This window comes from Granulicella sp. dw_53, from assembly GCF_018449545.1.
In the GTDB taxonomy this organism is placed as follows: Bacteria; Acidobacteriota; Terriglobia; order Terriglobales; family Acidobacteriaceae; genus Edaphobacter.
In genome coordinates, this window is record NZ_JAAVUR010000002.1 from 269,581 (window position 1) to 281,475 (window position 11,895).

An 11,895-nucleotide genomic window follows, 5' to 3' on the forward strand; every position below is an offset into this window, starting at 1 on the left:
GCTCTAGTGACCGGTCTCTTCCGCGATAAAGGCTTCGTAGTCGGCGGCGGTGAGGAGGCCGTCGATCTGCTTGGGATCGGCGAGGTCCAGCTTCAGGATCCAGGTGGTGTTCGCATCGGTGTTGATCTTGTCGGGCGTTCCTACCAGCTCCTCATTCACGGCGGTTACTGTGCCCGAGACGGGGGAGAAGAGGTCCGAGACTGCCTTCACCGACTCTACCGAGCCGAAGATCTTGTGGGCTTCGAGCACGTCGCCGAGCTTGGGCAGCTCGACGAAGACAATGTCGCCCAGCGAGTTCTGCGCGTAGTCCGTGATGCCGACGGTTCCTGTTCCGCCATTGACCGCGATCCACTCATGTTCCTTTGTATACCGATACTCTGCGGGGTAAGACATTTGGCTCTCTCTCCAGTTGAATTCGTTTTATTGTAGATGCTTCGTTTCCAGTTCTTAGACGGCCTTCTTTGGCTTCTTGTAAAAAGGCAGAGGCACGATGCGCGCCTTGACCAATTGTCCGCGAATCTCTACGGCGAGCTCCGCGTCGACCACGGCCAAATCGACCGGAACATAGGCCATCGCGATGTTCTTCTTCAGGAAGGGCGCGGGCGAGCCGCTGGTCACTTCTCCGATGATGGTTCCGTCGAGTGAGGCTACGGGATAGCCGTCGCGCGCGATGCCGCGCTCGATCATCTCCAGGCCGATCAGCTTGCGGCTGGGACCACCGGCGCCTTTGATCTCGAGCAGGGAGTCGAGTCCTACGAAGGACGGCTTCTCGAGCTTTGCGTAGCGTCCGAGTCCGGCTTCGAAGACGTTGATGGTGTCGGAGATCTCGTGGCCGTAGAGGGCCATTGCGGCCTCCAGGCGCAGCGTGTTCCTCGCTCCGAGGCCGCAGGGGATGATGCCGAACTCCGCGCCTGCTTCCAGGACCTCGTTCCAAACGCGTCCGCTGGTGGGCTCGTCGGAGGGGACGTAGATCTCGAAGCCGTCTTCGCCGGTGTAGCCGGTGCGGGCGATCATTACGTTGTGCAGGCCGCAGACCTGGCCCCAGGTGAACCAGTAGTTTTTGATGGTGCTGAGGTCGGTTGGGGTGAGCTTCTGCAGCGTCTCGGCGGCGCGAGGTCCCTGGATGGCGAGCTGGGTATAGTAGTCGCTGAAGTCGTTTACGTGGACTCCGGGCATGTGGCCGATCTGCGAGCGCACCCACTGGACGTCCTTCTCGCGTGTTCCGGCGTTGATCACGATGAGGTAGTCGTTGTCGGAGAGCTTATGGACGACGACGTCATCGACGAAGGTTCCGTTGGGGTAGAGCATGGCCGAGTAGTGGGCCTGTCCTATCGCCAGCTTCGAGGCGTCGTTCATGCAGAGTTGCTGGATGGCGGCGAGCGATCCGGGACCGCGGAGTTGGATGTCTCCCATGTGAGAGACGTCGAAGACTCCGACGCCTGTCCTTACAGCCATGTGCTCGGCGATGAGTCCGGAGTATTCCACCGGCATGTCCCACCCGCCAAAGTCGACCATTCTGGCCTTGCAGGTGCGGTGTGTCGCGTTTAGAGCGGTCTTGCGTAGTGTTGCAGCAACCTCAGCCATCGAAATCTGTCCTCTTCCTGGCGTTCCGCTCCAGCGGATCGGCCATTGCTGATTCAGTTCGTGTTGTTCGGGAGTCTTTCCACCAGCGTCTTGCTCAGCTTGAGTGGATATTCCACGATAGCACCCGTGTCCCCGGGTGCTCGATTAGCGGCTCGCGGGGGTGCCCCTCCCCCTTGCCTGGGTATAACCCGTTTGTTTGCTTCCAGATGTGGCTCGGGGCCTTCGCTAAATCGGTCCAGGCAAAGGGGTTACGTCCAAATTCGTGCAGTGGTTGGAGTTACGGTTTTTAAAGAGCGAAGCCCCGGATGGCCGGGGCTTTCTTTTTGGTTGCTGTTTGTATTTTATCAAGTGGGTTATAACTCGAGTGCCACTTTTGTTTCTTTTTTATGTTGTTTGTTTTTATTGGTTTGTGGGATTTCTGGGGGTTGGTGGGGGTTGACAGGTTTTGGCCTTCGCTCGGAGCGGTTATGCCTTCGGCTTGGCTTTTTTATGGCACGCTTGAACGCGTATTCCTTAGGTTGTCCTGGAGCGGCTTCTTCGATTTTGGAATTTGTGGAAGACTTTCTTGCGGCTTCGAGGGGTTGTGGTTCCCCAACCATCGGGCGGTCAGGCGCCCTCAGGATGGGGCACCCGGAGTGTTGGGGTTGGGTTGAGCAACGGCAAAAGCAAAAACAACTGCAACGACGAAATACAGGGGTCCTTCACTGCGTCCAGGATGGCGGCGTAAAACAATCAACAGCAACAGCAACAGCAACAGCAACGACAACGACAACAGCAAAAGCAACAGCAACGACAACAACAACAGCAACAACAACAACAGCAACAACAGCAACAACAGCAACAACAACAACAACAATCAAGAGCAAGAGCAAGAGCAAGAGCAAGAGCAAGAGCAAGAGCAAGAGCAAGAGCAAGAGCAAGAGCAAGAGCAAGAGCAAGAGCAAGCAACGGCAGGTGCAACCGCGGGTCCTTCGACTGCGTCGCTCGCGATGAAGCTGCGAGTGACTTCGCTCAGGATGACAAATTTGTGGGGCGTTATGTGGGGGCGTTTATTTGTAGGGCGTGGAGCTTAGACCACTATGGTCTCGCGGTACTCTCCGAAGGTTTGCCGGAGGACGTTGGCGATCTCGCCTACGGTTGCGTGGCTTTCTACTGCGGATAGGATTTTGGGCATTAGGTTGGTTCCGTCTTGAGCGGCGTCCTTTACTGCTTGCAGGGATGCGGCGTGGGCTTTGGTGTTGCGTCTTAGGCGGAGGGCTTGTAGCCGTTCTACTTGTCGTCCTTCGAGTTCTGCGTCGATTCGCTGGATGGGAGCGGCTATGTCGCCCTCGCTGGCGAATTGGTTTACGCCTACTACGATGGCTTCTTTCGACTCCACTTCCTTTTGGTAGGCGTAGGCTGCGTTCTGGATCTCCCGCTGAACGTAGCCCTGTTCGATGGCGCGCAACATTCCGTATTTTCCGTGTCTGTCGAAGCCCGCGATGGTGGCGAGATACTCTTCGGCTCTTTGCTCTACTTCGTTGGTCAGGGACTCTACGTAGTAGGAGCCTGCGAGGGGGTCTACGGTTTGGGCTACGCCGCTCTCGTGGGCGAGGATCTGTTGTGTGCGGAGCGCGATGCGGGCGGCGTTCTCGGTTGGGAGGGAGAGGGCTTCGTCGAATCCGTTGGTGTGGAGGCTTTGGGTTCCGCCTAGTATGGCGGAGAGGGCCTGCAGGGTGGTGCGGACGATGTTGTTTTCGGGTTGTTGGGCGGTGAGGGTTGAGCCTGCGGTCTGGGCGTGGAAGCGGAGCATCCAGCTTCGTGGGTTCTTTGCGCCGAAGTGCTCGCGCATGATCTTCGCCCACATGCGGCGGGCGGCACGAAACTTGGCTACCTCTTCGAGCAGATTGTTGTGTGCGTTGAAGAAGAAGCTGAGACGGGGAGCGAAGGAGTCGACCTCGAGGCCGGCGTCGAGGGCGGCCTGGACGTAGGCCATTCCGTTGGCGAGGGTGAAGGCGACCTCCTGCACGGCGGTGCATCCGGCCTCGCGCATGTGGTAGCCGGAGATGGAGATGGTGTTCCACTCGGGGAGTTCCTGGGCGGCCCAGGCGAAGAGGTCGGTTACGAGGCGCATGGCCTGGGGCACGGGATAGATGTAGGTTCCGCGGGCGATGTACTCCTTCAGGATGTCGTTCTGGACGGTGCCGTTGAGCTTGCGGATCTCCGCGCCTGTCCGTTTGGCGACGGCTACGTAGAGCGCCATGAGGATGGAGGCGGTGGCGTTGATGGTCATGGAGGTGGAGATGGTGTCGAGGGCGATTCCGGAGAAGAGGCGCTCCATGTCTTCGATGGAGTCGATGGCTACGCCTACGCGGCCTACTTCGCCCAGGGCCAGTGGGGCGTCGGAGTCGTAGCCGATCTGGGTGGGGAGGTCGAAGGCTACGCTGAGACCCTTGGTGCCGTTGGCGAGGAGGAACTTGTAGCGGCGGTTCGATTCTTCGGCGTCGCCCATTCCGGCGTACTGGCGCATGGTCCAGAGGCGTCCGCGGTACATGGTGGGCTGGATGCCGCGGGTGAAGGGGTACTCTCCGGGCTCGCCTAGCTGGGTTGCCGGGTCGAAGTCCTTTAGATCACCGGCGCTGTAGACGGCCTCCACCGGGGTGCCGGAGCTTGTCTTGCGGCTCGGCTTGGAACCTGTTTGGGAATTGGTGTTCGGTGTGTGGCCCATGCCGCAGTAGTGTACGCGTTTGGGACCGGAGCTATCCGCGGCGGTTGCGGCGCTGGGCCCGGGCGAAGCTGGTGAAGGTGAAGTATCCGAAGACGGCGAGCATGAGGCAGCCCATCAGGAGGTGGATGTGCTCGTTGTGGTGGGCGGGGGAGTCGCGCCAGTAGGAGCGCTGCCGCCAGACCTCGGTGAGGCCGTAGATGGCGAAGATGCCGAAGAAGACGCCGGTGAACTCCAGCCAGAGGACGCGGCCGGCCTTGGTAAAGGGACCCCAGACCGATTCTCCGAAGCGCTTGCCGCCTTGCTTGACTCCCTGGGTGGTTCGCTTGACCTGCTCGGTCTTGCGGCGGGTCTGCTCGGCGACGCGCCCGCCTACGGCGGCTGCGCGGCTGGTGGGCTGGCTGGCTGGTTGGTTGGCGGCTGGTTGCGCTGAGGGGTTCTTGGCTGGCGAGGGATTTGGCGCGACGGCGGCGTCTACAGCCGCAGCGACCGTCTTTGCCGCCAGGCGAGTTCCGATGCCCAACACCCGACCAAACCGAACGGAGTCCATATTCGAAGTGTAGCCTTTCCGTGGCACCCATCCAAGCTGCGATTGCTTGCATCCTACCCACATCGACGGCAGCAACCTAAGTTTCAGAGACTCTAAACGAAGTCGAAGGTTAAGGAGAGATTACGATGAAGAACTTTCTTTGGATGGCAACCGGTGTTTGTGCCGCGGCGGCAGGGATCATTCTCTGGGGTCCAAAACGTACCGCCCCGATGCAGGAGCTGGCTCACCGGTTGGAACAGGCGTGGGCCGACCACCATACGGTGGTGTAGTCAAGGGGCTAAGTGTCTTAGGTTCTTTCTTCTCCCCAAATCCCGTTGCGGCGAGTCCTCCTACAGCGTATTGTGTCCATAAGCACCAGGTACACCAGCAGTACCCGCAATGCCGTTCCCGCCGGTCGCAGGCCGGGAATACCCGATGCGCGGAGCGTTGATACCCATAGGGCAGGCCGGAGGTGGCATTGAATCAGAAGGTCAAGAACCTTATTCAGAAGCTTGGGGAGGCGATTCACGAATCTGTCTCCGAGTCCGAAGATATTGCCGTGGTGGTCAAGAATATCCGCGAGCAGGGCTTCGACGTACTTCTCATGCTTGAGGCAACGATCGGTCTGAATGAAGTGGCCGAGGATGAGCCGGAGAGTGTCGAGGCCCCGGAGGAGATCGCAGACGGTCCCTTCACTAGTAATGACCTGAATTTCTTGAAGTCCCTCCGCATCAGCCTCACAGAGGATCAGGATCCTGAAGCGTTGCCGGGAGCCGCGGACGATACTTCCGCTCCTTAGTTTTCCGGTTCGATCGCTGCATTGCAAGGCCGACTCTTATCCGAAGGAACTTTCGGAGACCGGCCTGTCTGTCTTATGACGATCCAGCTTATGCGGGTCCAGTCTGGCGAATATCGCACTAGCCTCTCTGATCTCTCCAGCCAGCGCTGGGGATGAGATCGTCTTCTCTTTTTCTCGAATCTCTATTTTGAACGCTATATTCACCTCGCGACTGCTTCGCGTTGTGATGACAGCATGTTAGACTCTCGATTCTCCGAGTCATGCGCACCCGTTTGTGCATCCGAGCAATGTAGCTTTGCAGTAGATCACCCAGGGCCTTTTTAAAGATATGGATTGAGGTTGTAGGACTATGAGAGATACGCTTGGTGTTCTTCTCGCCGGTGGTGCCGGTGAACGGCTCTTCCCCCTCACTCGCGACCGCGCGAAGCCCGCCGTGCCGTTTGCGGGCCAGTACCGCATCATCGATATCACGCTCTCGAATTGTATTAATTCGGATCTGCGCCACGTCTATATCCTTACGCAGTACAAGGCGCTCTCGCTGAACCGGCATATCCGCGAGGGCTGGGGCCCGGTGGTCGCCAATGAGCTAGGGGAGTTCATCGAGATTCTGCCGCCGATGCAGCGGGTGTCCAAGAGCTGGTACCAGGGGACGGCGGATGCGGTCTATCAGAACATCTACTCCATCGGCTCCGAGGAGCCGAAGTACGTGCTGATCCTGTCGGGCGACCACATCTACAAGATGAACTACGCACGCATGCTGGAGCACCATAAGAGCTCCGGGGCGGACGTTACCCTGGCTACGCTTCCGATCTCGCCGTCCGAGGTCTCGGCGTTCGGAGTGGTGGAGGTGGCCCGGAATGGCGAGGTGACGGGGTTCGTGGAGAAGCCGAAGGAGACGAATCTGCGGTCGCCGTTCAATCCGGACATGGTCGATGTGTCCATGGGAATCTATCTGTTCAATACGGATGTGCTGTTGCCGGAGCTGATCAAGGACTCGGAGGATCCGGACTCCAAGCACGACTTTGGGCACGATATTCTGCCCAAGCTGCTGGGACGGTTCAAGATGCAGGCCTTCAACTTCGTCGACGAGAATAAGCAGAAGGCGCTGTACTGGCGCGATGTGGGTACGCTCGAGGCCTACTATGAGGCCAATATGGACGTTGCGGGTGTTACGCCGACCTTCAACCTCTACGATAAGTCTTGGCCGATGCGTACGCGGCCTTATCAGTATCCGCCGGCGAAGTTCGTCTTCGGTGAGCCGGGACGTACGGGTATGGCGATCAACTCTATCGTTGCGTCGGGGTCTATCGTCTCGGGTGCGGTGGTTCGCAACTCGGTCGTGTCGCACGATGTGAGGGTTAACTCGTTTGCGGATGTCGACTCGAGCATCATCTTCTCGCACGTCAATGTGGGACGTCACTGCCGCATCCGGCACGCCATTATCGACCGAGACGTCCATATTCCGGATGGGACTGTGATTGGCTACGATCCGGCTGAGGATAAGAAGAACTACTTTGTCTCGTCCAGCGGACTGACGGTGGTTACGCGGGATTACTCGGTCTATGAGAATCCTGTATCGCCTGAGTTCCTGCAGCCTGGGGGCACCTGGTAGGAGAGCGGCGACCGCGATTGCGTATAGAACAAAAGAGCGGATCTGCCCTGGTTGGGTGATCCGCTCTTTTTGTTTGTCTGTGCCGGTTTTAAATCGTGCGATCCGTGACGCGCTTATTTCTTTCCGAAGCGGTAGACCACGCCGCCGGAGATGGCGAAGAACTCGCGGGTTTCGGTTCCGAAGTGCTCGATGATGAGATCGGGCGAGAGGCGGACGGCGAGTCTCTTTGAGCGGTTGAAGTCGATGCTGGCTCCCAGGGCGAAGATCGGCTTGGTGCGGTTCGAATACAGGCCGACATTGTTGAACTGCGCCGGGATGTTGCCGGTGCTGCTGTCGAAGACGCCGTGGGCCACGCCGCCGTAGGCGTGATAGTTCAAGGCCGCGTGCTGGTTCTTCGGTCCGCGGTACTGTGCGCCAGCCATACCCATATTCATGTAGACCAGAGGCCGGGTCGTGTAGGGGTTGGCGACGACGGGGGTGGTTCCCGCTTCGCCGCGGTAGTCCGCTGCGATGCCGATCTTGTCGGTGATCCAGTAGGTGCCGAGGATCTCGCCTCCGCCCAGGTTCATCCGCTTGGGGAGGTTCTGGCCTGCCTGGAAGGTCATCAGGTTGATGCCGCCGTATAACTCCCACTTGTTGGCGTAGGTTACGGGAGCCGCCGGTCCGAGCTTGCCGTTTCCTGTCGCGACGGCCTGCGCCCTGGCCTGCACGACGCCCACGGCCAGGAGAAAACCAGCCGCCAGAGTAGCCATCTTCACAACGCGCGCGCCGGTGCTGCCCGTCAACGCCTTCTTCATCTCAAACATCATTCTCAAGGTCTTCTTTCCTGCATCTTCTTCAGCGTTGCGCTCTGCTCCGCGCTTCAACTCGTCCGGCCTAGCCCAGCCCGGCAATTCTGTTTATTTTCTCTATCCAAGATATAACGTTCGGCGCGGATCTGCCCTATCTGTCCCGCGTAAGCATTCCGACAGCGCACAAAGCCGCGCCTGTGCGACAATTGTCCTTGCCGCCGGTGCATCCGTCGCCCGGCAGCATGGGAGATAAGTTATGGGCGAACTATTTACACCAATGCACCTCATCGTCCTCGCGGTTGTTGTCCTGGTCCTGTTCGGCGGCAAGAAGCTGCCTGAGCTTGGCAAGGGTCTCGGCGAAGGTCTGCGTGGGTTCAAGGATGGCATGAAGGGCGTTACGGACGATGTGAACAAGCCGGCCGATGCCGCGCACAGCGTCACTCCCAAGCCGGAAGACTCCGTCAAGCACGTCTAGTTCTCTGCCATACAAGGCTCCTAACGCAGGGGCAGGAGCAACCGTACCTGCCCGGCTAGCCTATCGAGCTCCCCAACCATGAAGCTCAAGCCGCTTTCGCCTATTCGGTCTAAATCCGCTGTCCGGCTGTCGAAGTTCTCCCCCACCGACACGGGCGGTCTCAAGTCCGAGCAGGCTGCCGCTCCTATCCTTGTCAAGCATTTGGCCGCCATGGATCAGTTCCAGGAGGTCCTATACGCTGGCCGCAAGAAGGCGGTCCTGATCGTCCTGCAGGGCATGGACGGCTCGGGCAAGGACGGCACTGTGCGGCACATCTTCTCTGGAATCAATCCGCAGGGCTGCGACGTCACCTCCTTCAAGGTTCCCACTCCGCTGGAGGCCCGGCACGATTTTCTGTGGCGTGCCCATGCCGCGGTTCCCCCGCTCGGTAATATTGGCATCTTCAACCGCTCGCACTACGAGGATGTTCTCTCTCCGTGGGTCCACAAGGTCATCTCGTCCAAACTGGCGCGCCGCCGGCTCGAAGATATCAACAAGTTCGAACAGACGCTGACCGACAATGGGGTGGTGATCCTGAAGTTCTTCCTGCATATCTCACACGAGGAGCAGACACGGCGGCTCCAGTCCCGTCTGGACGACCCGGACAAGCACTGGAAGCTCGATCCGGCGGACTTTGAGGAGCGGAGGTTCTGGCCGCAGTACGCCGCCGTCTACGAGGAGATTCTCTCCTCCTCCAGCCATAAGCATGCTCCGTGGTTCGTCATCCCCTCGGACCACAAGTGGTACCGCAATCTTGCGATCTCCACGATCCTGGTGAGCGCCCTGAAGGATCTCAAGCTCAAGTACCCCAAGCCCGTCCTGGATCCGTCCAAGTTCAAGCTGTGACAGGGTTGCCGTAAGGGCGGTGGGTGACAACGTCCCACAGGGGGCCTGCGTCCAACCAGAAAGAGCATGATCGGCGTGACGGTACAGCCGTCGCGCTGGTAGTCTCATGAGTGGAAGATTCCGCGAAGCGTCTCCAAAGGAGCACCTTCGCCGGACGGAATAGGGAGAATTCAATTGGTCAGGCACATCGTATTGGCAGGAACGTTAGCGCTGTTGGGTTCTGCACAGAATGGACAGCAGACAACGCCCCCCACGCCGCTGCCTGATGGGCCGCAACAACAACAGGCTATCCCGGACTCACCCCGCCCGCAGGCTATCCTGCCCGGCGCCCAGGGGATCGCTCCTGGCAGCGGCACGACTCCGGACTCCAACGGCGATGCCGCGCAGGACGACGTCCAGAAGCAGGCCCCCGGCACGGCGTTGCCCGAGACCGCAGCCCAGAAGGCCGACGACGGTCCTCAGCCGGAGCTTCCTGCGCCTGGTGAGGGAGCCAAGGCCTTTACCCTGACGACCAACGTCAACTTCGTTCAGGTTCCCTTTACGGTCAAGGACAGCAAGAACCAGCCTGTCCCGGGTATCACCTGGCGTGAGATTCGGATCTACGAGAACGGCTACCGGCAGCAGATGCGTCTGTTTACGGTTGATCCGTTCCCCCTCTCGGTCGCCATTGTGATCGACCAGAGCGTCCCTTTCCAGACGATGACGAAGATTAATAACGCCATTGGGGCCCTACAGGGTGCGTTCACGCCCTATGACATGGTCGCCGTCTTCACCTATAACAACGGACCCAAGCAGCAGACCGAGTTTACGGCCGCGCAGAGCGCCCGCCTTGCCGCCGCGATCGAGCGCTCGAAGTCGCCGGGCCGCGAGGGAGCCATGGTCTATACCAGCGGGCCGCTCTCGCAGAACATCAACCTCAATGGGGGCACCCAGAACAATGTGATGCCGCTGGTGAACTCCTCCCACGGCAGCAGCCAGAGCAACCAGCTCAACGTGCCTAAGGAAGTCCACACCCTGAACGACGCGATCCTGGCTGCCGCGGTCGCTACCTCCAAGGCCGGGCCGGACCGCCGCCGCATCGTCTACGTCATCAGCGATGGCAAGGAGTACGGCAGCACCGCCAAGTACAAGGACGTCGTCAAGTTCTGCCAGACCAACAAGGTCGCGGTCTATGCGACGCTGGTCGGTGAGTCCTCTCTGGGAGGCGTCGGCTTCCTGGATCGCATCCACCTTCCGTTCATGATGCGCGACAATATTCTTCCCCTGTACACCGAAGCTACCGGCGGCCAGATCGATCCCGAGTTTCGCCAGAAGGGCATCGAGCAGAGCTTCGCCCGCATCACGGAAGAGGTCCGGACCCAGTACACCGTCGGCTACTACTCGCACGAGCCCTTTATCGATGGCAAGTACCGCAACCTCGAGGTGCGCGTCCTCCGTCCCAATCTTCGTGTGATCTCCAAGAAGGGCTACTACCCGACCGCCGAAGAGGCTCGTCCGATGAGAGCTGTTCCTCCGTCGGCTCCGCCTCCGTCCAGCCAGCAGTAAGGACGCTAATCGTGGCGGGAGTGCCTCCCGCCGCAGTCAAGATGAGACCGCAATGAATCTTTCCAACTTGCCCGCGGGGCCGCTGCTGGCTCTTGCAGCGGCCTTTCTGTGGGGCGGGGGTGACTTCTCCGGCGGCATGGGAGTGAAGCACGCCGGGGGTACCATGCGCGACGCTCTGCGGGTCGTGCTGCTCAGCCATGCCACGAGCTTTACTGTTCTGCTGGTGATCGCGGGTCTTCGAGGGGACGCTTTTCCCCACGGCATCGCGCTGTTTAGCGGCATCGGAGCCGGCGTCGCCGGGGGGCTCTCGCTCACATGCTTCTATGTCGCGCTCTCCCGAGGGGCCATGGGGGCGTCGGCGGCGATCAGCGGCCTGCTGGCGGCTGCGATTCCGGCGTCGGTCTCGATCAGCCAGGAGGGTTCTCCGGGCGTTCGCCACATCGTCGGGTTCGCGATCGCTGGTATTGCCATTTGGATGATCGCAGGAGGTCCCAGCCCTGAGGCAGGGGGCTCCCAGTCGGGAACGATGACGCTTGCGGTTGTCTCGGGGATTGGCTTCGGAATCTACTTTGTCGCGTTGAAGTACGCCGGGAGCGCCGGGCTGGTCTGGCCGATGGCCACGGCACGCATGGGCAGCCTGAGCACCTGCTCGCTGGTGCTGCTGGCGGTCTCCTGGGGCCGCAGCGGCCCAGACACGCGGCTAGACACACGTCTGAGCCTTCCCAGGGCTGCGGTGCTCTGGTGCCTCTCTACCGCGCTCCTGGATACCTCGGGGAATCTCCTGTTTATCGCCGCCACGCGGGCCGGCCGGCTGGATGTGGCCGCCGTGCTGGCGTCGCTCTACCCGGCCTCCACGATCCTGCTGGCGGCCTGGACGCTGAAGGAGAAGCCTACCCGCCGCCAGGGGCTGGGCATGGTGGTGGCGGCGGCTGCGGTCGTCCTGATCACCTTGTAAACTCCGATTCCTGGAT

14 protein-coding genes are annotated in these 11,895 nt (G+C 60.1%); 7 read left to right on the forward strand and 7 right to left on the reverse strand.

The window, feature by feature from the left end; translation table 11 throughout:
* Positions 1-3: 3 nt before the first annotated feature.
* The 5 genes from gcvH to HB393_RS04090 form a co-directional block, all read right to left on the reverse strand.
* On the reverse strand, positions 4-393 hold the full coding sequence (gene gcvH, locus HB393_RS04070) for a glycine cleavage system protein GcvH (protein ID WP_213803874.1): 390 nt from the start codon (positions 391-393) through the stop codon (positions 4-6).
* 54 nt (positions 394-447) lie between these two features.
* On the reverse strand, positions 448-1,584 hold the full coding sequence (gene gcvT, locus HB393_RS04075) for a glycine cleavage system aminomethyltransferase GcvT (protein WP_213803875.1): 1,137 nt from the start codon (positions 1,582-1,584) through the stop codon (positions 448-450).
* Between the two features lie 701 nt (positions 1,585-2,285).
* Positions 2,286-2,522, reverse strand: a complete 237-nt coding sequence (locus HB393_RS04080; RefSeq protein WP_213803876.1) for a hypothetical protein — start codon at positions 2,520-2,522, stop codon at positions 2,286-2,288.
* A 131-nt stretch (positions 2,523-2,653) separates the two neighbouring features.
* Entirely contained in the window at positions 2,654-4,291 is a 1,638-nt protein-coding gene (locus tag HB393_RS04085; RefSeq protein ID WP_213803877.1) for a methylmalonyl-CoA mutase family protein, read from the reverse strand.
* 31 nt (positions 4,292-4,322) lie between these two features.
* Positions 4,323-4,838, reverse strand: coding sequence for a hypothetical protein (locus HB393_RS04090; protein WP_213803878.1), 516 nt, complete (start codon positions 4,836-4,838; stop codon positions 4,323-4,325).
* Between the two features lie 125 nt (positions 4,839-4,963).
* Here HB393_RS04090 and HB393_RS04095 point away from each other — a divergent pair, with 125 nt between their 5' ends.
* The 3 genes from HB393_RS04095 to glgC all read left to right on the forward strand — a co-directional run bounded on the left by HB393_RS04095 (position 4,964) and on the right by glgC (position 7,228).
* The gene (locus tag HB393_RS04095; RefSeq protein ID WP_213803879.1) at positions 4,964-5,107 is read left to right on the forward strand and encodes a hypothetical protein; all 144 of its coding nucleotides are present in this window, start codon (positions 4,964-4,966) and stop codon (positions 5,105-5,107) included.
* 188 nt (positions 5,108-5,295) lie between these two features.
* The gene (locus HB393_RS04100) at positions 5,296-5,616 is read left to right on the forward strand and encodes a hypothetical protein (RefSeq protein WP_213803880.1); all 321 of its coding nucleotides are present in this window, start codon (positions 5,296-5,298) and stop codon (positions 5,614-5,616) included.
* A gap of 349 nt (positions 5,617-5,965) precedes the next feature.
* Positions 5,966-7,228: a glucose-1-phosphate adenylyltransferase gene (gene glgC, locus HB393_RS04105; protein ID WP_213803881.1), complete on the forward strand. Its 1,263-nt coding sequence runs from the start codon at positions 5,966-5,968 to the stop codon at positions 7,226-7,228.
* A 113-nt stretch (positions 7,229-7,341) separates the two neighbouring features.
* Here glgC and HB393_RS04110 read toward each other — a convergent pair whose 3' ends face one another.
* Positions 7,342-8,121 (reverse strand): hypothetical protein, encoded by a 780-nt coding sequence (locus HB393_RS04110; protein WP_213803882.1) that lies wholly within the window; start codon positions 8,119-8,121, stop codon positions 7,342-7,344.
* Positions 8,122-8,275: 154 nt separating this feature from the next.
* On the opposite strand from HB393_RS04110, the gene tatA reads away from it, so the two are divergent.
* From tatA to HB393_RS04125, 3 genes are all read left to right on the forward strand, one after another.
* Entirely contained in the window at positions 8,276-8,494 is a 219-nt protein-coding gene (gene tatA, locus HB393_RS04115) for a twin-arginine translocase TatA/TatE family subunit (RefSeq protein ID WP_213803883.1), read from the forward strand.
* A 78-nt stretch (positions 8,495-8,572) separates the two neighbouring features.
* Positions 8,573-9,379: a PPK2 family polyphosphate kinase gene (locus tag HB393_RS04120; RefSeq protein WP_213803884.1), complete on the forward strand. Its 807-nt coding sequence runs from the start codon at positions 8,573-8,575 to the stop codon at positions 9,377-9,379.
* Between the two features lie 174 nt (positions 9,380-9,553).
* Positions 9,554-10,924, forward strand: a complete 1,371-nt coding sequence (locus HB393_RS04125; RefSeq protein WP_213803885.1) for a VWA domain-containing protein — start codon at positions 9,554-9,556, stop codon at positions 10,922-10,924.
* 321 nt (positions 10,925-11,245) lie between these two features.
* On the opposite strand, the gene HB393_RS25045 is transcribed toward HB393_RS04125, so the two are convergent.
* A complete protein-coding gene (locus tag HB393_RS25045; protein WP_255550776.1) occupies positions 11,246-11,395 on the reverse strand; it encodes a hypothetical protein in 150 nt (49 codons plus the stop codon).
* Between the two features lie 4 nt (positions 11,396-11,399).
* Between HB393_RS25045 and HB393_RS25050 the strand changes: the two genes are divergently transcribed.
* Positions 11,400-11,879: a DMT family transporter gene (locus HB393_RS25050; protein WP_255550777.1), complete on the forward strand. Its 480-nt coding sequence runs from the start codon at positions 11,400-11,402 to the stop codon at positions 11,877-11,879.
* Positions 11,880-11,895 lie beyond the last annotated feature (16 nt).

Bases quoted from the DNA above. Each gene is read 5' to 3' on its own strand.
- HB393_RS04090 (WP_213803878.1), bottom strand. From the start codon at position 4,838: ATGGACTCCGTTCGGTTTGGTCGGGTGTTGGGCATCGGAACTCGCCTG.
- gcvT (WP_213803875.1), bottom strand. From the start codon at position 1,584: ATGGCTGAGGTTGCTGCAACACTACGCAAGACCGCTCTAAACGCGACA.
- HB393_RS04095 (WP_213803879.1), top strand. From the start codon at position 4,964: ATGAAGAACTTTCTTTGGATGGCAACCGGTGTTTGTGCCGCGGCGGCA.
- HB393_RS25045 (WP_255550776.1), bottom strand. From the start codon at position 11,395: ATGGCAATACCAGCGATCGCGAACCCGACGATGTGGCGAACGCCCGGA.
- HB393_RS04120 (WP_213803884.1), top strand. From the start codon at position 8,573: ATGAAGCTCAAGCCGCTTTCGCCTATTCGGTCTAAATCCGCTGTCCGG.
- HB393_RS04085 (WP_213803877.1), bottom strand. From the start codon at position 4,291: ATGGGCCACACACCGAACACCAATTCCCAAACAGGTTCCAAGCCGAGC.
- gcvH (WP_213803874.1), bottom strand. From the start codon at position 393: ATGTCTTACCCCGCAGAGTATCGGTATACAAAGGAACATGAGTGGATC.
- HB393_RS25050 (WP_255550777.1), top strand. From the start codon at position 11,400: ATGATCGCAGGAGGTCCCAGCCCTGAGGCAGGGGGCTCCCAGTCGGGA.
- tatA (WP_213803883.1), top strand. From the start codon at position 8,276: ATGGGCGAACTATTTACACCAATGCACCTCATCGTCCTCGCGGTTGTT.
- glgC (WP_213803881.1), top strand. From the start codon at position 5,966: ATGAGAGATACGCTTGGTGTTCTTCTCGCCGGTGGTGCCGGTGAACGG.